18 protein-coding genes and 1 pseudogene are annotated in these 17,789 nt (G+C 69.0%); 9 read left to right on the top strand and 10 right to left on the bottom strand.

The annotated features are described in order from the left end of the window. Positions 1–34: 34 nt before the first annotated feature. The gene (locus DVK05_RS12785) at positions 35–544 is read right to left on the bottom strand and encodes a universal stress protein (protein ID WP_121563850.1); all 510 of its coding nucleotides are present in this window, start codon (positions 542–544) and stop codon (positions 35–37) included. A 365-nt stretch (positions 545–909) separates the two neighbouring features. Here DVK05_RS12785 and DVK05_RS12780 point away from each other — a divergent pair, with 365 nt between their 5' ends. Further along, positions 910–2,268, top strand: a complete 1,359-nt coding sequence (locus DVK05_RS12780; RefSeq protein WP_121563848.1) for an OFA family MFS transporter — start codon at positions 910–912, stop codon at positions 2,266–2,268. A gap of 90 nt (positions 2,269–2,358) precedes the next feature. Here the strand turns inward: DVK05_RS12780 and DVK05_RS12775 are convergent, their stop codons facing one another. After that, positions 2,359–2,763: a hypothetical protein gene (locus tag DVK05_RS12775; RefSeq protein ID WP_121563846.1), complete on the bottom strand. Its 405-nt coding sequence runs from the start codon at positions 2,761–2,763 to the stop codon at positions 2,359–2,361. Next, positions 2,760–3,368: a class I SAM-dependent methyltransferase gene (locus DVK05_RS12770; RefSeq protein WP_121563844.1), complete on the bottom strand. Its 609-nt coding sequence runs from the start codon at positions 3,366–3,368 to the stop codon at positions 2,760–2,762. Before DVK05_RS12770 ends, DVK05_RS12775 begins: the two co-directional genes overlap by 4 nt. Positions 3,369–3,452: 84 nt before the next feature. On the opposite strand from DVK05_RS12770, the gene DVK05_RS12765 reads away from it, so the two are divergent. Beyond that, complete coding sequence (locus DVK05_RS12765) at positions 3,453–4,220, top strand: pirin family protein (RefSeq protein WP_121563842.1); 768 nt, start codon at positions 3,453–3,455, stop codon at positions 4,218–4,220. Positions 4,221–4,269: 49 nt separating this feature from the next. After that, positions 4,270–4,782: a hypothetical protein gene (locus DVK05_RS12760; protein ID WP_121563840.1), complete on the top strand. Its 513-nt coding sequence runs from the start codon at positions 4,270–4,272 to the stop codon at positions 4,780–4,782. 28 nt (positions 4,783–4,810) lie between these two features. On the opposite strand, the gene DVK05_RS12755 is transcribed toward DVK05_RS12760, so the two are convergent. Beyond that, positions 4,811–5,848 carry a succinylglutamate desuccinylase/aspartoacylase family protein gene (locus DVK05_RS12755; RefSeq protein ID WP_121563838.1) on the bottom strand — a complete coding sequence of 346 codons (1,038 nt, stop codon included), beginning with the start codon at positions 5,846–5,848 and terminating at the stop codon, positions 4,811–4,813. A 112-nt stretch (positions 5,849–5,960) separates the two neighbouring features. Between DVK05_RS12755 and DVK05_RS12750 the strand changes: the two genes are divergently transcribed. After that, positions 5,961–7,316, top strand: a complete 1,356-nt coding sequence (locus DVK05_RS12750) for a RimK/LysX family protein (protein ID WP_121563836.1) — start codon at positions 5,961–5,963, stop codon at positions 7,314–7,316. Positions 7,317–7,394: 78 nt separating this feature from the next. Next, positions 7,395–7,850: a hypothetical protein gene (locus tag DVK05_RS12745; RefSeq protein WP_121563834.1), complete on the top strand. Its 456-nt coding sequence runs from the start codon at positions 7,395–7,397 to the stop codon at positions 7,848–7,850. A gap of 55 nt (positions 7,851–7,905) precedes the next feature. Here DVK05_RS12745 and DVK05_RS12740 read toward each other — a convergent pair whose 3' ends face one another. Further along, complete coding sequence (locus DVK05_RS12740; protein WP_121563832.1) at positions 7,906–8,502, bottom strand: DNA-3-methyladenine glycosylase; 597 nt, start codon at positions 8,500–8,502, stop codon at positions 7,906–7,908. A 140-nt stretch (positions 8,503–8,642) separates the two neighbouring features. On the opposite strand from DVK05_RS12740, the gene DVK05_RS12735 reads away from it, so the two are divergent. Beyond that, positions 8,643–10,625, top strand: coding sequence for a 3-hydroxyacyl-CoA dehydrogenase/enoyl-CoA hydratase family protein (locus tag DVK05_RS12735; protein ID WP_121563830.1), 1,983 nt, complete (start codon positions 8,643–8,645; stop codon positions 10,623–10,625). A 28-nt stretch (positions 10,626–10,653) separates the two neighbouring features. Here the strand turns inward: DVK05_RS12735 and DVK05_RS17720 are convergent, their stop codons facing one another. From DVK05_RS17720 to DVK05_RS12720, 3 genes are all read right to left on the bottom strand, one after another. Further along, a complete protein-coding gene (locus tag DVK05_RS17720) occupies positions 10,654–10,776 on the bottom strand; it encodes a hypothetical protein (RefSeq protein ID WP_255409717.1) in 123 nt (40 codons plus the stop codon). A gap of 136 nt (positions 10,777–10,912) precedes the next feature. Continuing rightward, complete coding sequence (gene asd / locus DVK05_RS12725; RefSeq protein WP_121563826.1) at positions 10,913–11,959, bottom strand: aspartate-semialdehyde dehydrogenase; 1,047 nt, start codon at positions 11,957–11,959, stop codon at positions 10,913–10,915. Positions 11,960–12,483: 524 nt separating this feature from the next. Continuing rightward, positions 12,484–13,590, bottom strand: coding sequence for a hypothetical protein (locus tag DVK05_RS12720; RefSeq protein ID WP_121563824.1), 1,107 nt, complete (start codon positions 13,588–13,590; stop codon positions 12,484–12,486). A 191-nt stretch (positions 13,591–13,781) separates the two neighbouring features. Here DVK05_RS12720 and DVK05_RS12715 point away from each other — a divergent pair, with 191 nt between their 5' ends. Continuing rightward, a complete protein-coding gene (locus DVK05_RS12715; protein ID WP_121563822.1) occupies positions 13,782–14,516 on the top strand; it encodes an MBL fold metallo-hydrolase in 735 nt (244 codons plus the stop codon). A 64-nt stretch (positions 14,517–14,580) separates the two neighbouring features. Continuing rightward, entirely contained in the window at positions 14,581–15,291 is a 711-nt protein-coding gene (locus DVK05_RS12710) for a hypothetical protein (protein ID WP_121563820.1), read from the top strand. Between the two features lie 290 nt (positions 15,292–15,581). On the opposite strand, the gene DVK05_RS12705 is transcribed toward DVK05_RS12710, so the two are convergent. Beyond that, on the bottom strand, positions 15,582–15,827 hold the full coding sequence (locus DVK05_RS12705; protein ID WP_199712329.1) for a hypothetical protein: 246 nt from the start codon (positions 15,825–15,827) through the stop codon (positions 15,582–15,584). A 16-nt stretch (positions 15,828–15,843) separates the two neighbouring features. After that, entirely contained in the window at positions 15,844–17,013 is a 1,170-nt protein-coding gene (locus DVK05_RS16920) for a hypothetical protein (protein ID WP_147437774.1), read from the bottom strand. 274 nt (positions 17,014–17,287) lie between these two features. Here DVK05_RS16920 and DVK05_RS17140 point away from each other — a divergent pair. Beyond that, a pseudogene (locus tag DVK05_RS17140) lies at positions 17,288–17,789 on the top strand (hypothetical protein); the annotation flags it as partial.

Raw genomic sequence — 17,789 nt, 5'->3', positions numbered from 1 at the left:
GGGACCGCGACCACTTAACCGGTCGCCGCGCGGGTCAGTCGTCGTCCGGGCCGACGACCATGACCGGGACGTCGACGCCGCGCCGGACGCGGGCCGGGACCGGGTCGGGGTGGAGGAGGCGGTCGAGCCCGGTCCGGCGGGCGGCGCCGACCACCACGAGGTCCGCGTCGTGCGCGGCGGCGAAGTCGACCGCCTCCCGGTGCGGCGTGCCGTAGCGGAACCACTTCTCCACCTCGACGCCGGCCGCCGCGCCCGCGTCCGCGGCGGCCTCGACGAGCTCCTCGCCGGCCCGCTCGCGGCGCTCGACGACCATGTCCCAGCCCTCGGTCGTGTCGACGACGTACAGCGCGTCGACGGTCGCCCCGTGCGTCGCCGCGAGGTCGACCGCCGCCGAGGCCGCGGCCCGCCCCGCGGGGTCGTCGGTCGTGACGACCAGCACGCGCTCGAAGCGCCCCGTCCCGGGAGACCGCGGGACGCGGTCGGCGTCGCTGGAGGCGCTCGCGGTTCCGTCGCGCGGGTCGGCGGCGTCGGCGTCGGTGGACATGGTGTGGGTTCGGGCGTCGGTCTGTGACGCCCCGTGTTCGAATACGGCTACGAGAGGCTTCATCTTAACAATTTTCGACAGGATAGACGATTATCATAATTTATCCGGGGCGGCGCGCGACGGGTCGCGACCGCTGTCGGACGGCGACCACCCGTTATTGGGCGGCGACCGACCGCCGGGCGACCGCGGGCGGTTCCGGACCGGCGAACGGCTCGCGGGGACCGACCGCAACGACGAGTTTTAGTCGGCGAGCGCGGTGGGTGGAAATGAGAACTCCCCGAACCGGGGGACCGGTGCCGAGAGGCGGACCGACGGGGGTACGCACGCCATGACACAGACCGACACCACGCGGACGACGGACGACGATGGGTGAGGGCGAACCGACGGCGGGAGACGCCGACGGGGAGGGAGAGGCGACGGCCGGCGGGGACGGGTCGACGGGCGGTGTCGACTACGCCGCGCGCGCCGCCGACACGCTCGGCTTCTCCCGGTGGTGGCAGATCGCGGCCGCGGCCGGGATGATGGCCGCGGTGAGCCCGTACCAGTACGTCTGGTCGTCCATCTCGCCGGCGCTCTCCGAGGGCCTCGACATCGCGCTCCCGGCGCTGGGCGCGGTGTTCTCGTTTTACGTTGTGTTCCAGTCGCTCTCGCAGTTCCCGGCGGGCAAGTGGCGGGACAGCCGGGGGCCGGGCGCGCTCACCTTCCTCGCGGCGGTGCTCGCGGGCGGCGGGTACATCGGCCTCGCGTACGCGACGAGCCTGTGGCAGCTGTACCTGCTGTACTCGCTGGGCGCGGTCGGCGTCGGCATCGTCTACACCGTCGCGGTCAACACCGCAGTCAAGTGGTTCCCCGACCGCACCGGGCTGACGACCGGGGTCGGGACGATGGCGTTCGCGGCCGGCAGCGCGCTCGTCGTCCCGTACGTGCGGGCGAACGCGACCGTGGCGGCGTACAGCGACGTGCTCCGCAACATCGGGATCGGAATCCTGGTCGTGACGCTCGTCGGCTCGTTCCTCCTCCGGGACCCGCCGACGGACTGGTTGGACCGCGACGGGGACGACGGCGGCGACGAGGGCGACGACGGGCTGGCCGCCTCGATCCGCGGCCGCAACTACTCGACGCGGGAGATGCTCTCGACCTGGCAGTTCTGGCTGCTGTACGCGATGTTCATCGCGATGGCGAGCGCCGACCTCCTCGTCATCGCGAACGTGGTCCGGTTCGCGGAGAACTTCGGGCTGGCGGCGCTCGTCGCGACGCTCTCGGCGACGCTGCTCCCCGTCGCGGCCGGCGTCTCGCGGCTGATCCTCGGCGAGGCGACCGACCGCTTCAGCCGCAAGCGCGTGATGGCGGGCTCGTTCCTCCTCGCCGGGCTCTTCCGGGTCGGACTGGTGGCGGCCGGCGAGGCGGGCAACGGCGCCGTCTTCGTCGCGTTCGTCCTCGGCGCGATGTTCTTCTCCTCGCCGCTGTACGTCTTCTTCCCGTCGCTTTTGGCCGACTACTACGGCTCGGCCAACTCCTCCGGCAACTACGCCGTCCTGTACACCGCGAAGGTCGGCGGCGGGGTCTTCTCCGGGACGGTCGCCGGCTACCTCGTCGCGAGCCTCGGCTGGAACCCGACGTTCCTCCTCGGCGGCGCGCTCGCGCTCGCCGCCGGGGCGGCGGTGTTCGTCCTCCGCCCGCCGAGCGGCTCCGGGCTGGAGTCCGCGCCGTCGACGGCGGACTGACGAGCGGCGCGGGCGCGTTCGCCGCCCGATTCCTCTACCGCGTTCGCCGGCCACTACCGCGTCCGCCGGCCACTACCGCGTCCTACCGCCCTACCTCGCCGCCCGTCGGACCGCGAGCGACCAGAGTCCGACCGCGACGCCACCGACGGTGAGCACCGCGTTGACGCCCGCCGGTTCGAGCCCGAACGGCGTGAACGCGGGGACGATCGACGCGTGAAGGAGGAAGCCGACCCCGAACGCCGCGGCGGTTCGCCGCGGGCGCCACACCCACGAGTCGACGGTGCTCCCCGCCGGGCCGAAGACGCGGTCGCCGGAGGCGACGAGGACGTGGCCGAGGCCGAACACGGCGCCGAGCGCGACGGAGCCGGCGAGGTCGACGGCGACGCTCGTCTCGAAGAGGCGGTACCAGAACACGTGCGCCAGCCGCGCGGCCGCGCCGAGCGTCAGGGCGAGCGCGAGGTCGAAGACGCCGACCGCGACGCGGCGAGGCGTCACGGGAGCGTCCCCACTAGGGCGTAGAACGGGTCCTGAGCGGGGCGCTCGGCGATCCGTTCGGTGACCTGGAACCCGCCCGCGTCGAGGTACCGCTCGACGAGGTCGGCGCGCTCGGCCATCGATGCGGCGCGCCACGCGCGGACGGCCTTCGTCGGGAACATCCGGTTCGAGAAGCTCACGACGACCGTCCCGCCGGGCGCGAGGACGCGCGCGAACTCCGCGAACACGGGGCCCGGGTACTGGAGGTATTGGACCGACAGCGCGCAGCAGACGGCGTCGAAGGATCCGTCGGCGAACGGGAGCGACGGGTCGGCGTTGAGGTCGCTGACGACGAACTCGTCGAGGCGGTCGTTGGCGGCCAGTTCGGCCTCGTTGAGCCCGTGGCCGACGACGCGCTCGTAGTCGGTCTCGGGCAGGTGCGACACCCAACTGCCCATCGCGTCGAGGACGCGGTCGCCGGGCTCGGTGACGGAGTCGTACAGCGCGGTGAGCCGGTCGAGGAACGCGTCGTCCGCGTGGGTGACGAACCGCGGCTCGTCGTAGAACGTCCCGTCCGGCCGGTCGTCGCGCTTGCGGCGGTCACGGTCCGAGAGGACGGTCGTCACGGTACCGGAACGAGGTGCGCGGGATAAAAGAGCGCGTCGCCCCCACCGGACGCCTTTTGCCGGCGGAGATTTTACCAGTTGGTAATGGACTCCACTCCCACCGCCGCCGACCGGGGGCTCCACCCGGCCCCGCGCTCCGACGTGTTCCAAAATCAGGGGAAGTTCCGCACCCGATTCAACTTCCCCGGCCGCAACGCGCCGGACCACGACGACCACGGCTACGGGCCGCTCTCGACCGTCGTCGAGTCGTTCATGGACCCCGGGACGCTGATCCGGATGCACCAGCACCGCGACGAGGAGATCGTCTCGTGGGTCCCCGCGGGCGTGATGCGCCACGACGACCGCGAGGGCAACGAGCTGGTCACGGACCCCGAACACCTGCTCGTGATGAACGCCGGGTCGGGCTTCTGGCACGCCGAGGAGACGCTCGCGGACGACCCGCCGCTCCGGATGCTCCAGATATTCGTCCGGCCGCACGAGCTCGGCCTCGAACCCGGGATCCAGCACGGGCCGCTGCCCGACCCCGAGCCGAACGAGTGGCGCCGCGTGTTCGCGCCCGCGGGCGCCGACCACCCGTTCACCGTGCGCAACGCGGTCGACTGCTACGACGTGCGCCTCGACGCCGACGCGGGCGCGACGCTCCCCGAGATCGAGGGGCGCGACGCCTACGTGTACGTCTTCGAGGGCGCCGTCGACGTCGACGGCGTCGCGCTCGACGAGACGGAGAGCGTCCTCTGGACCGGCGACGGCGCCCCGCCGACCGTGACCGCGGGCGGGGAGGGAGCGACCGCCGTGGCGTTCCTGATCGACCCCGGCGCGCCCGTGACGCGGCAGGGGACGATCGGTCGGTAGCGCGGCGGCGACCCCGAACGCTCAACTCTCGGCCCGCCGAACGCGACGTATGCGCACCCCGCTCGCGGCCGCCGGGCTCGTCGCGCTCGGCGTCCTCCTGATGGCGAACCCGCTGTTCCTCCCCGTCTCGGTCGGCGAGCCGACCCCCGCGTACACGCACACCGTCCAGCCGGTGACCGAGGGGTCCGTCGCGGGCTTCGAGTCGCCGGCGAACGGCTCGAACGCTTCGGACGCCGCCGTCGCGTACGCCGACCTCTCGCCCGACGCCCGGGCGGCGTTCGACCGCGCTCGCGACTCGCCGGAGGGGGGCTTCGGCGTCGAGCGTCCGGACGAGCGCGTCGACTCGCTGTCGTATCCGACGGAGCCGACGCTCGGTGACGGGATCTTGATCGTCGAGCGCGACGGCGAGCAGTATGAGTTCTGGACGCGGACCGTCGAGCGCGAGCCGGGCGCCGTCGTCGCGCAGCGCGTCCTCATCCAGCCGGCGGCGTTCCTGGTCGGGTTCCTCGCGGTCGTCGCCGGCGCGGCGGTCGGACTCCGGGGACGGCTCGGCGGGGAGTGACGGGGCCGCGACGGCGCGACCGACCGGCTCACTCGGACGGCGTCGGCTGGCCGACAGGGGTGGGCGCGTCGCCGGCCTCGATCGCCCGGCGGGTCGACTCGCCGATCTCGACGAGGTGACACAGGGGGTTGCCGGGGTAGACGACCGGGTTCTCCAGGAGGCCGATCAGGAGGCCGGTGAACGGGGCCTCGACCCCGACGGCGTCCTCCTTGAACGGGTTGGTGATCGTCGCGATGCGCTCGCCCTCGCGGACGAGCGACCCGCTCTCGAAGTGGGTGTCGACGATGCCGCCGGAGTCGGCGCGGAGCCACGTCTTCTCGCCCGCGCCGGCGACGATGGTGCGCCAGCCGGGCCAGCGCACCGCGTCGGTCTCCAGGAGCCCGTACTCCGCGAACACGGAACGCACCCCGTCGAGGGCGTCGTCGATGAGCGGGCGCTGGAACCGGTGGGCCTCCCCCATCTCGATCGTGATCGTGGGGATGCCGTCGTCGGTCGCCTCGCCGCGGAGGGTGCCGCTCGGCCCGTCGCTGTCGATGACGACCTTCGAGCCGAACGCCATCGCGAGGCGGTAGACGGCCTCGTCGGTCATGTCCGCGCGGACGTGGAGCATGTTCGTCCGGCCGCGCGTGGAGGTGTGGAAGTCGAGCCCGAAGTCGCACGGCGCGATGAAGTTCTCGTAGATCCGGTGGGCCATGCGCTTGGAACTGGTCGACTCGGGCTTCCCCGGGAACGACCGGTTGAGGTCCCGGTCGTAGACGGGGAGGTACCGCTGCTGCGCGAGGAACCCGGGGACGTTGAGCACGGGCAGGCAGACGAGGGTGCCGGCCAGTTCGGAGAGGTCCCACTCGTGGGCGACCTCGCGGACGACCTCGATCCCGTTCAGCTCGTCGCCGTGGGCCGCGGCGGTGAGGAACGCGGTCGGCCCGTCGCGCTCGCCGTTGACGATGGTGACGGGGATCCGCACCGGGTCGCCGAGATACGTCTCGCTGATGCCGTAGCGGATGTTCTGCGTGTCGCCGGGCGGCACCGCCCCGCCGTTGTACGTGAACGCCCGGTCGTCGCTCATACCTGAGCGGAGCGGGGGGCGGGCTATATATATGGCGACCCGTCCCTCCCCGGGCGGCCCGTCGGCCGAGTCGATCGGTCGAACTTTTAGGCACGCCCGCGCAGGAGTTGCTATGAGTTCGGACCCGGTTCGGGTGGGAGTCCTGTCGCTGCACAACAGCAAGGAGACGAAGGCGATCTGTAACGCGGTCGAGGACCTCGGCCACGAGCCGGTGTGGCTCCGCGAGGAGAACGCCGCGGTCAGCGTCGAGGACGGCGACGTCTCCGTCGAGCCCGCGGTCGACGTGATCGCGAACCGCCTCCTCCTGTCGAACACCGACCAGCCCGCGGAGCTGCTGGGGCTGGCGGCGACGTTCGAGCGCATCCGCCCGATGCTGAACGAGCCGAACGCGGTGCTGGCGTCGATCCACAAGTTCGCCACGGCCGCGACGCTCGCCGACTGGAACATCCGCGTTCCCGACGCGCTGCTGGCGCTGTCGAACGACCGCCTCAACGAGGGCCGCGAGCGGTTCGGCGACGTGGGCGTGTACAAGACCGCGATCGGCACCCACGGCGGCGGGACGTGGAAGGTGGACCTCACGGAGCGCGTGAACCCGAAGGTCGGCAACCGGCAGGCGTTCCTCCAGAAGCTCATCGACCGCGACGACGAGAAGCACCGCGACCTGCGCGTGTACGTCGTCGGCGACGAGATCGTCGGCTCGATGTACCGCTACGCGCCCGAGGGCGACTGGCGCACCAACGTCGCGCTCGGCGGCGCGGTCGAGGACGCCACCGACGACATGCCCGAGGAGGCCGCCGACACCGCCCTCTACGCCGCCGAGGTGATGGGGCTCGACTACGCCGGCGTCGACCTCGTGGAGGGGTACGACGGCTGGTACGTCCTCGAGGTGAACCCCACCGCCGGGTTCAAGGGCCTCTTCGAGGCGACCGGGACGAGCCCGGCCCCGTACATCGCGAAGCACGCGATCGAGACGGTCGGCGGCGAGGTGGACGAGGCGGCGGTCGAGCGCGTCGCCGCGACGCTCGACGACTCGCGGCCGTCCTGCGCGCCCGCGCCGAAGCCGAACACGACAGAGCAGCCCGACATCGGCTACATCGAGGAGGTCGTCGTCACCGGCACCTCCGGCTCGACGCAGGCGCTCGCGAAGTCCGACACGGGCGCCACCCGGACGAGCATCGACACCCAGCTGGCCGCCGAGATCGGCGCCGGCCCGATCAAGAGCATGACGCGCGTCAAGTCGGGCAGCGTGAAGGGCGGCAAGGCCCGCCCGGTCGTCGACCTCGTCATCGGGATCGGCGGGAACCAGCACACCGTCACGGCGAGCGTCGAGGACCGCGGGCACATGGAGTACCCGCTGCTGCTCGGCCGCGACATCCTCACCGACTACCGGGTCGACGTGCGCCGGCGCGCCGACACCGACGAGGCCGAGCGCGGCGAGGCGGGCGAGATCCTCGAAGAGGAGGAGTAGACCGCCCGGGCGGCGCCGGTCCGGGCGTCGGGCCCGTCTGGCGAAGGTATAAGACCGGGGGTGTCAATGTGACGGCATATGGTGAAGAGCACGGTTCGATTCCCCGAGCCGGTCGTCGAGGAGATCGAGTCGCTCGTCGACGAGGGGCAGTTCGAGAGCAAGTCGGAGTTCTATCGGTTCTCCGCCGACTACGTGCTCTCGCGGACGCTCGACGAGTACGAGCCGTCGACGATCGACTACGACGCGATCGAGGCGGAGGTGATCCCCGAGACGGAGCGGAAGCTCGGCGGCGACGACGGCGAGACGGGGGAGCCCCCGTTCTTCGACTCGGTGGCGTTCGTCCGGAAGCTCGCGCTCCGCGGGCGGTTCAGCGACGCCGAGGACTTCATCGACCACCAGTACGTCCCGGGCGACCGGCACGCCGTTCTCCTCGAAGAGCTGCTCCGGCTGTACCGCGAGGACGCCGCCGGCGACGACCCGGCGCCGGCCGAGGGGGAGGGGCGGCGCCCGCGACAGGGCAGCGAGGCCAACTGATCCGCGCGTCCGCGACCGGCGCCCCGCGCTCGACCGCCGCCGGCCCGTCGCCGACTCACGACTCGTACTCCGCCCAGACGTACCGCGTGCCGTAGCTCCGGTAGGGGCGCCACGCCTCGCCGATCTCGCGCATCTCCGCGCGCGACAGCTCCTCGCCGTCGTTGTAGATCCGCTCTATCCCCTTTCGCACCGCGAGGTCGCCGAGCGGCAGCACGTCCTCGCGGCCGAGCGCGAAGATCAGGTACATCCGCGCCGTCCACTCGCCCACGCCGCGGATCTCCGTGAGTCGGTCGACGACGGCCGCGTCGCTCAGGTCCGCCAGCCCCTCCCGGGTGAGGTCGCGCTCGCCGTCGCGGAAGGCGTCGGCGACGTTCCGCAGGTACTCGACCTTCGTGGCGCTGAGCCCGGCCTCGCGCAGCGCCGCCTCGTCGGCCGCGAGGACGCGGGCGGGCGTCGGGTCGCCGCCGAGGGCGTCCACGAACCGCTCGTGGATGGCCGCCGCGGAGGCGGTCGAGAGCTGCTGGTTCACGATAGAGGTACAGAGCCGCGCGAACTCGTCGTCAGCGGGCGCGACGTCGAGGGGGCCGTGGCGGTCGATCAGCGCGGCCATCGTCGGGTCCTCGCGCAGGGTCGCCGCGACTCGGTCGTCCATGTCGGGACCCGGGACCGCACGCGGGAGTACGATTCGGTTCGGACCGCCGCGGCGGGGGCGGCCCGCCCGAATAAACTTACTTCGAGTTTGGCGTTTGGAAGATGGAAACGTTCAACCATGACGGTTCCGACCGTTCGGGTATGCAACTCGAAGACGTCCAGCGCGTGGCAGTGCTCGGCGCCGGGAACATGGGACACGGCATCGCGGAAGTGGCCGCCCTCGCCGGCTACGACGTGTCGCTCCGCGACATCAACGACGACCTAGTCCAGAAGGGGTACGACCAGATCGAGTGGTCGCTCGGCAAGCTCGCCGAGAAGGACCGGATCGGCGACGACGAGGCCGACGCGGCGCTCGACCGCGTCGACGCCTTCGTCGACCTCGGGGACGCGCTCGACGGCGCCGACGTGGTCGTCGAGGTCGTCCCCGAGAAGATGGCGATCAAGAAGGACGTGTACGACGACGTGGTCGAGCACGCCCCCGACGAGGCCGTCTTCGTCACCAACACCTCCAGCCTCTCTATCACCGAACTGTCGGAGGTCACCGACCGGCCCGAGCGGTTCTGCGGCATGCACTTCTTCAACCCGCCGGTGCGGATGGACCTCGTCGAGGTCATCTCCGGGAAGCACACGAGCGACGACACCCTCGAACTGATCGAGGGGCTCGCGGAGTCGATGGGGAAAACCCCCGTCCGCGTCCGGAAGGACAGCCCGGGCTTCATCGTGAACCGCATCCTCGTCCCGCTGATGAACGAGGCGGCGTGGATCGTCGAGTCCGGCGACGCGACGATGGAGGCCGTCGACTCCACGACGAAGTTCGACATGGGCCTGCCGATGGGCTCGTTCGAGCTGGCCGACCAGGTCGGCATCGACGTGGGCTACCACGTGTTGGAGTACATGCACGAGGTCCTCGGCGACGCCTACCGCCCGTGCCCGCTGCTCGGCGAGAAGGTCGAGGCGGAGGACCTCGGCAAGAAGACGGGCAAGGGGTTCTACGACTACGAGGACGGCGACGGCGCCCAGATCCCGACCGACGCGGTCGACGCGGACGTCCGCCGCCGCCTGCTCGCGGTGATGGCCAACGAGACGGCCGGCCTGATCGGCGACGACGTGGCCGACGCCGACGACATCGACGAGGCGGTGAAGCTGGGCGCCGGCTTCCCCGACGGCCCGGCCAAGCTCGCGGACGAGGAGGGGCTCGACGCCCTCGTCGAGACGCTCGACGCGCTCGCGGAGGAGACCGGCGAGGCGCGCTACGAGGCGACCGACTACCTGCGCGAGGCGGCCGAGGAGGGCGGGTTCCGCGGCGACGGCGGCGGCGACGCCGACGACGGCCCCGACTACGAGGTGCTGAACGTCGAGGTCGACGCCGAGAGCCGGGTCGGGCACGTCGAGATCGACCGACCGCACCGGATGAACACGATCAGCGGCGAGGTCCTCGACGAGCTCGCCGACGCGGTCGACCAACTCGACGACGACGACGAGGTCCGGGCGATCCTGCTCTCGGGCGCGGGCGACCGCGCCTTCTCCGCGGGCGCCGACGTCCAGAGCATGGCCGCCGGCGGCGCGGACCCGATCCACGCGGTCGAGCTCTCCCGACAGGGCCAGCAGACGTTCGGCAAGCTGGAGTCGTCCGACAAGCCCGTGATCGCCGCCATCGACGGCTACTGCCTCGGCGGCGGGATGGAGCTCGCGACCGCCGCGGACATGCGGATCGCCTCCGAGCGCTCCGAGCTGGGCCAGCCCGAACTCGACCTCGGCCTGCTGCCGGGGTGGGGGGGCACGCAGCGGCTCGCGCGGATCGTCGGCGAGGGCCGCGCGAAGGAGATCATCCTCACCGCCGACCGCTACGACGCCGAGACGATGGCCGACTACGACTTCGTCAACGAGGTCGTCCCAGACGACGAGCTCGACGAGCGGGCGCGGGAGCTGGCCGAGCAGCTGGCCGGCGGCCCGCCGATCGCCCAGAAGTACACGAAGCGCGCGATCCACGCCGGCCGCACCGACAACGAGGCCGGCCTCGAAGTGGAGGCGATGGGCTTCGGCCACGTGATGAACACCGACGACCTCATGGAGGGCATCACGGCGTTCATGGGCGACGGCGAGCCGGAGTTCGAAGGGAAGTAACTCGACCGGAAGCCGTCGCGCGCGCCGGCTAGAACGGCGTGTCCGCCGCGGCGGCGACCTGCCGCCCGAGGCTGCCGACGAGGTAGGCGACGGCCGCGACGAACAGCCCGACGCCGACGACGTCCGAAACGCCCGGTAGCGCGGACTCCACGAATCCGGGGAGGGAGGCCGCTCCGGAAAGTGGGATCAGGAGGAGGGCGACGCCTCGACGGAGGGTACGGGTCGGTTCCGACATGGCGAGCGGGAGCCAGTCGCCGGAGCGGCAAACCGGTGACGGTCGGGGGCGCTCAGACGTACCCTTCCTCGACGAGCAGCTCGCCGTTGAGCAGCGAGGCGCCCGCCGCGCCGCGGATCGTGTTGTGCGCGAGGCAGTTGTACTTCGCGCCGGCGTCGGTCGACTGGACGCCGCCGGCGACGATCCCCATCCCGTCGGCGTACGTGCGGTCAAGGCGGGGCTGCGGGCGCTCGGGCTCGTCCTCGCCGAACACCTTGATGAGCTGGTCCGGCGAGCTGGGGAGGTCGCCGACGCCCTCGAACGAGCGCATCGCCTCGCGGAGGTCCGCTGGCGACGGGTCCCCGCTGAACTCGGCGAAGACGTTCTCCAAGTGGCCGTCGAGCGTCGGGATCCGGTTACAGGAGGCGGCCACGTCGGCGTCGTGGAGCGCGACCTCGGCGCCGTCGAACTCGCCGAGCAGCTTGCGCGACTCCGTCTCCATCTTCTCCTCCTCGCCGCCGATGTGCGGGATGGCGTTGTCGATGATCTCCATCGAGGTGACGCCGGAGTAGCCGGCGCCGGAGACGGCCTGGAGCGTGGAGACGCGGACGCTTTCGAGGCCGAACTCGTCGATCGCCGCGAGCGTCGGCACCATCGTGATCGTCGAGCAGTTAGGGTTCTTCACCAAGGCGCCGTCCCAGCCGCGCTCGTCGCGCTGGACCTCGATCAGGTCGAGGTGGTCCGGGTTGATCTCGGGGATGGTGAGCGGCACGTCCGCGGCCATGCGGTCGTTCGAGGAGTTCGAGGAGACGACGTAGCCGGCCTCCAGGAACGCGGGCTCGACCTCCGCGGCGACGCCCGAGGGGAGCGAGGAGAAGAGGAGGTCCACGTCGGCGTCGGCGATCCCCTCCGGGGTCGTCTCCGCGACCTCCATCTCGGCCACGTCCGCCGGGATCGGCGTGTCGACGCGCCACTTGGCCGCCTCGCGGTACGTCTCGCCCGCGCTCTCCGAACTCGCCGTGACCGCGGCGAGGTCGAAGGTCGGGTGGTCGTCGAGCAGCTGGATGAATCGCTGGCCCACGGCGCCCGTCGCGCCGAGGATACCGACTCGGACAGACATTGCGCGTGGGTCCGTGACAGGGACGTAAGTGCGTTCGGATACGGGTCGATTCCGCCGGTCGCGGGCGGCGGATCAGCGGAACGGCCGATACGACGATGATGCGTCGGCGATGGCGGCCCGCGCCCGACGGACCGTCACCGAGCGACGCGATCCGCCCGAGGTCTCCGGATCCGCTCCGACGGCTAACACGTGATAAATATGAATGCGTGACACTCTCACGCTGCGTCCGAGTTCGACGCCGGGCTCCGCGGACGGACGTTTTAACTTCGGTCGGCGGGTACCGGCAGCCGCGCGCCATCAGTCCCCGCCCGAGTACTCCCCGATGGGAGCGATGACAGCGCGGAGAACCCAGGCGCGTGACATCGGTCGCAGACGCGACCCGCCCGTCGCCGCGCAGGCGACCGCCCGCCACGAGGGTTTCCCGGTCGACGCGGCACGCCGCCGGAGATGAGACCGGTCGTTAGTGTCGCGGGCGACATCTTCCGCCCCCGAGCGCAGCGTCTCTCCGAGAGCGACCGCGCCCGCTACTCGGAGTCGCGCAGCACCAGCGGCCCGATGGCGAGCGTGCGCTTCGCGAGCGTGAGCACGCGGAGCAGGTAGGAGACGAAAAGCGAGAACGGGAGGAGCGCGACCGCGAACGCGCCGCCGACGGCGAGCGTCACGTGGGCGACGCCGAGCGTGCTCCCCGAGAACGTGCCGGCGTCGACGACCGTGACCATGAGGCCCGCGACGACCAGCGCCGGCACCGCGGCGTAGAGGATGAGCCGCGAGAGGTCGATCAGCGCCCACTGGAAGTACAGCGTCTTGACGTGCTCGCGGGCGGGCCCGAACAGCGACACGGTCGCTTTCAGCTCGTCGAGGAGCCCCCGCTCGTCGTCGGTGAGGGCGTCGTCGTGCTCGGTGGCGATGCGCTCTATCTGTCCGATCTTCGGCCCGTAGTCGAAGTTCAGCGCGGCGAAGACGACGTCGAAGGATCCGAACTCGGCGCCGTCCAGCTGGCCGCGCACGGCGTCGGCGTTCCCGGTGAGCCCCGTCGCGAGGTCGTCGACCTCCGCTCGGAGCGCGTCCCGGCTCGATCCGTCGCCGTCGTCCCCCTGCCCCGCAACCGAGTCGCGGAGGTCCCGAGCGCGCCCCGCCGCGGCGCCGAGGATCGCGTCGAGGAACGCGGCCGGGTCGGTGGGCGTCGGCCCGCCGGTCAGGTCCGCGATGTCGTCCCGGACCGCGAGCGTGTCGTCCATGCGGTCCCGCTGGTCGCCGAGCGGACCGTTCTCTTGGGTGAGCACGAGCTGACCGATCGTGACGACGAGCGTCGCCCCCGTGACGATCGCCGTGATCATCGACGCGAACAGTGTCTCGACGGGGTCGCTCGACCCGACCTTCGTCGCGAGCGACGGCGATATCGCGACCGCGACGGCGACGAACGCGACGAAGACGGCGAGCGTCAGCACCGCCGCGACGACGAGCCGGTCTGCGCGCAACAGCAACCAGAGCTTCACCCGGTTCTCGCCGGCGCGCTCGCGCATCGTGTCGGCGGTGTCCGTGCCGCCCGCTTCGGCGGCGTCCGCGCTGCCCGCGTCGGCGGCGTCCGCGTCGCCGCTCGTGCTCGACGATCCCTCGCTCGACCCGCTCATCGCGACCCGACGCCCGCCGCGCGGTCGTCACCGGTCCCGTCGCTCGTGGAGCACAGACCGCGCGGGCTCACGTCGACTCACGTCCGTTCATGACGCACGGGTTGACCCGCAGCCGACAAATAACTCGCGGACGCCGCGGTCGGCGGCGGGCCCGCCGCAAGCCACAACACCGCGCTCGTCGAAGGGGCGGTATGTCGACCGACGCCGCCCTCGACGTCACCCTCGCCCGCAACGCCACGGTCCTCGCGACCGTGGACGAGACGACCTTCCTCGTCGATCCCCTGTTCGCCGAGGAGGGCGCGCTGCCGCCGATCGACGACACGCCGAACGACCGGAACAACCCGCTCGTGCCGATGCCGGACGTCGACCTCGCGCACGACGCGGTGGTCGTCACCCACCGCCACCCGGACCACTTCGACGAGGCGGCGGTCGAAGCGCTCGACCCGGACGTGCCGCTGTTCTGCCAGCACGCAGAGGCCGAGGCGTTCACCGAGGACGGCTTCACCGACGTGCGGCCGGTCGAGGAGACGGCGTCGTTCGACGGCGTCACGCTCCACCGGACGCCCGGTCGCCACGGACACGGGGAACTGGCCGAGGCGATGGGGCCCGTCTCCGGGTTCGTCTTCGAGGGCGCGGAGACGCTGTACCTCGCCGGCGACACGGTCTGGTACGAGCCGGTCGCGGAGACGCTCGCGCGGTTCGAGCCCGACGCGGTCGTCCTCAACGGCGGCGCGGCGCGGTTCAACGAGGGCGAGCCGATCACGATGGGCGCCGACGACGTGCGGGCCGTGCGCGAGGCGACCGACGCCGCGGTCGCTGTGGTCCACATGGAGGCGATCAACCACTGCCTGCTCTCGCGCGAGGAACTCCGGGCGGCGACGGAGGACGTATTGGTTCCCGAGGACGGCGAGCGGATCGGGTTCTGACCGCCACGCCGTTCCACCCTACGGACCCCCGGCGACTTTGTGCGTCACCCCGGAACGGACTCGCATGTCCCGCGCCCCGGACCTCGACCGGTTCTACGACCTCCTCGATCGGCTCGAAGCGAACGTCGGCGGGAAGCGACGCCTCGCGGAGTGTACCGGGCGCATGGACTGGCCCGAACGAGGGGTCTACTTCTTTTTCGCGGGCGAGGAGACCCGAGAGGCTACAGGCCAGCTACGAGTCACGCGCGTCGGCACGCACGCCGTCTCGACGGGGTCCGGAACGTCGCTGTGGAATCGGCTGCGGACGCACCGGGGAGCGAACCGCGGGAGCTACGAGGGCGGCGGGAATCACCGCGGCTCGGTGTTCCGCAGGCACGTCGGCCGGGCCATGATCGAACGGGACGGGCTCGGCGACGAGTACCCGCACTGGGGCGAGGGGTCGACCGCCGACCGGGAGCGTCGCCTCGCAGAGTTGGCCCACGAGCGCCGAGTCAGCGAGTACATTCGCGACCTCCCGTTCCTGTGGGTCGAGATCGAGGACGAGCCGGGCCCCGAGAGCGACCGCGCGTACGTCGAGCGGAACGCGATCGCACTCCTCAGCAACTACGAGCGTGACACCGTCGACGCCCGGAGCGACGAGTGGTTAGGACGGGAGAATCCTCGCGACGAGATAGCCGACTCGGGACTGTGGAACATCGCGCACGTCGACGAGCGACACGAAGTGGCGTTTCTCGACCGGCTCGAAGACGCCGTCGGCGAGACTTCCGGGCTCTAACGCACCCCGGTTTGTCGAAGGTCCGGGTGCGAGGATTGAACCCGAGGCGAGACTCGCTCCGCTCGTCTCGCGTGCTTCAATCTCGCCGTCCGGCCTTGTCACTCCTCCCTTCGGTCGTCGTGAAAAGGTCCGGGTGCGAGAATTGAACCCGCGTCTCAGCCTCCACAAGGAACCTACCCAAATATGCTCACAAAACGCTTCACAGATTTCTGCTTAGAACGGCCCACCAGTAGCTGTAAAATGGTCTAATCAGTGATGGTCACAGGCGTAAACCGACCCAATAGTGCCTACTAAAATTTGGACTTCTCAACGACCTCTTCGTCCACGTCCAAGAGCAATCTCCCCTTGGGCCCAATCCGCCAAATCGCAGCCTGCTTGCTCTTTCGCTCAACCCAGCCCTTCGACTCCATCTCGCGCACCACTCTTCTCACTGTATGCTTCTCGCTGTCTTCAAACGGTAACTCGGATAGCTTGAACCGCCCTTCGTTCACCAGAACCGTCAAGACTGTGTCCCAGCAGTCGTCGCGAAGAGTCATTACCAAATATGAGTCCTCACCGCTCTTTAAGCCACCTCCGAATGCTCGGCTCATCCGTGTGGATGTACCTGAGCGCGGTGTCCGTCCGCTTGATACGGAGCTGAGCCTTTAGCGCATGTATGCCTTCGGCATTCCCGATTTCAGTCCCGACCCCCCGCCGAATCATGTACCAGCCATTCTCCCGGTGTTCGGGGTTGATTCCCGCCTCGGGCTGAAGCTTGAGCATGATGTCTCGGAGTGATTTTGAATTGTACGGAGTCTTATTCCGACCGTTGAGCCAGATGTTCTCACGACCCTCGTACTCCGGCCGGGTCGCCCGTTCGTCGACCCACTTTCGAGTGATTCGAGCTGCTTCGGAACTCAGAAAACACCGCCAGTAGTCCTTCCCGGACTTCGCATCCTCCTGCTTTGGAATTTTGAGGTAGGCATCGTCCTCTTCGTCGAGAACAAGCCAGCTCATCTTTGTGTTTCCAACCTCGCTTGGACGGAATCCCACGTCCCGGCTCACGTACACAAGCGATGGTATCTTCCACGAGTTAGCGAACTCCCAGTCCTCCTCCGTGAGTTCGTACTTGGGCTTCTCAAGCAGTTGTGCAAGCCGTGCTGCCCACCGGTCACGCTCCTCTGGAGAGAGTTCTCGCTGACGCGGCACTGAGTACAGTCGAAGTGCTGCTCTTCTGAGACCGTTTAGCTCTCTGGTGGTGTGCCAGTCAGGGAAGCCTGCTCCAGACTCCTTCGAAATCTTCCGATACGTCTTTTCACTGTTTGGAATTTTCCAAGATATTCCGCGGTGCTTGAGAACCAGCGATACGTCGTTGATGAGTCGACGCTTGGAGTCTGTCAGACAGTCTCGCTTCTGCTGTCGGAGGAGGTGCCAGTACCCGTTGACATGTTCTTCGGTGAATTCCGTAGTGAACCCCTCCCGAGCGAAGACCTCCTCAGCGAAGGTGTCCACTCGACTCACGATATTCTTCATCGAGCTCAGTGCAAAGCCCTCGTAGTCCTCGGGCTCTTTCCCACAGTAGAACGCCCACCGTGCGAACTCCAGTCGCCAGCTCTCGTACTCTTCGAGTTCAAGACGGCTGAGTTGATTCTTGATACTCTCTCGCAGAGGGGCGACATTCATTTCCTCCAGCGTGTATTCGGGAATCGATTCTTCGCTTGTCCATTTTTCTGAGGTTGCCATTTCCTAGTTCCTCTACCGCCCTGACGAGACCTAACCATATATGAGTTTCTTTTGAATTTTTGCCCCCAAAATCGCTCCTAAATGCCCAAATCTGCCATCTCAGGCTTTTTTAGGGGTAACCAATAATGCTGTGGTCTCACCATACAGTGGCTATTGCCAGACAATGCGACTCCCCACAGAGCACCCATACAACGTTAGTAGAAGGTTGTCCTAGAAACACAATCTGATAATCCCAACCTGATAATTTTATAACTCTTTTCTGTTCGAACACACTGTGAAAGCAGTTGCACTCAACATCGGTGCGAACAGTAGTTCACCCGGCGGCAGGGGGCCAATCCACTCTGATGGTTCGTTTCGGTATGTTCCTATAGCCGAAGCGGACGAGTCAGTCGATTCGCCAACATACGAAGACCTTGGTCTGAATGACATCCGCCCAGATGAGGTTCGCGATACGGTCACGCATTTTGACCCCGCGTTTCCTGAAATCTCCGAGAGTACAGAGTACACCTACGGCGATAGACATCCTCCGAAGACCACTGAGATTGAGCGACTTGAAGAGGGGGACCTCTTGTTCTTCTACGCCACGCTCGATTACGTAGATGACCGCGCCCCCGAGCACGAGTGGATAAATGAGGACTGGGGTGCGTACGGCGATGTTAAGTTAAGAACGAGGCGGTCGGTAGTTCGAGTGTCTATGTGCGAATCCAACCGCCTCATCGACTCTACTGAGTGGATTGACTTGGATTTTGTGGAGCGAGAGCGGACACCCCACGAGA

This window comes from Halorubrum sp. Atlit-8R, assembly GCF_003666025.1.
Classification (GTDB): domain Archaea; phylum Halobacteriota; class Halobacteria; order Halobacteriales; family Haloferacaceae; genus Halorubrum; species Halorubrum salinarum.
Note: the sequence above shows the minus strand (reverse complement) of the source record. Positions and strands in the feature narration are given on the sequence as shown.

Excerpts from the sequence above, each read along its gene's own strand:
- DVK05_RS12785 (WP_121563850.1), bottom strand. The coding sequence starts at position 544 with ATGTCCACCGACGCCGACGCCGCCGACCCGCGCGACGGAACCGCGAGC.
- DVK05_RS12780 (WP_121563848.1), top strand. The coding sequence starts at position 910 with ATGGGTGAGGGCGAACCGACGGCGGGAGACGCCGACGGGGAGGGAGAG.
- DVK05_RS12765 (WP_121563842.1), top strand. The coding sequence starts at position 3,453 with ATGGACTCCACTCCCACCGCCGCCGACCGGGGGCTCCACCCGGCCCCG.
- DVK05_RS12760 (WP_121563840.1), top strand. The coding sequence starts at position 4,270 with ATGCGCACCCCGCTCGCGGCCGCCGGGCTCGTCGCGCTCGGCGTCCTC.
- DVK05_RS12755 (WP_121563838.1), bottom strand. The coding sequence starts at position 5,848 with ATGAGCGACGACCGGGCGTTCACGTACAACGGCGGGGCGGTGCCGCCC.
- DVK05_RS12750 (WP_121563836.1), top strand. The coding sequence starts at position 5,961 with ATGAGTTCGGACCCGGTTCGGGTGGGAGTCCTGTCGCTGCACAACAGC.
- DVK05_RS12745 (WP_121563834.1), top strand. The coding sequence starts at position 7,395 with ATGGTGAAGAGCACGGTTCGATTCCCCGAGCCGGTCGTCGAGGAGATC.
- DVK05_RS12740 (WP_121563832.1), bottom strand. The coding sequence starts at position 8,502 with ATGGACGACCGAGTCGCGGCGACCCTGCGCGAGGACCCGACGATGGCC.
- DVK05_RS12735 (WP_121563830.1), top strand. The coding sequence starts at position 8,643 with ATGCAACTCGAAGACGTCCAGCGCGTGGCAGTGCTCGGCGCCGGGAAC.
- asd (WP_121563826.1), bottom strand. The coding sequence starts at position 11,959 with ATGTCTGTCCGAGTCGGTATCCTCGGCGCGACGGGCGCCGTGGGCCAG.
- DVK05_RS12720 (WP_121563824.1), bottom strand. The coding sequence starts at position 13,590 with ATGAGCGGGTCGAGCGAGGGATCGTCGAGCACGAGCGGCGACGCGGAC.
- DVK05_RS12715 (WP_121563822.1), top strand. The coding sequence starts at position 13,782 with ATGTCGACCGACGCCGCCCTCGACGTCACCCTCGCCCGCAACGCCACG.
- DVK05_RS12710 (WP_121563820.1), top strand. The coding sequence starts at position 14,581 with ATGTCCCGCGCCCCGGACCTCGACCGGTTCTACGACCTCCTCGATCGG.
- DVK05_RS12705 (WP_199712329.1), bottom strand. The coding sequence starts at position 15,827 with ATGACTCTTCGCGACGACTGCTGGGACACAGTCTTGACGGTTCTGGTG.
- DVK05_RS16920 (WP_147437774.1), bottom strand. The coding sequence starts at position 17,013 with ATGGCAACCTCAGAAAAATGGACAAGCGAAGAATCGATTCCCGAATAC.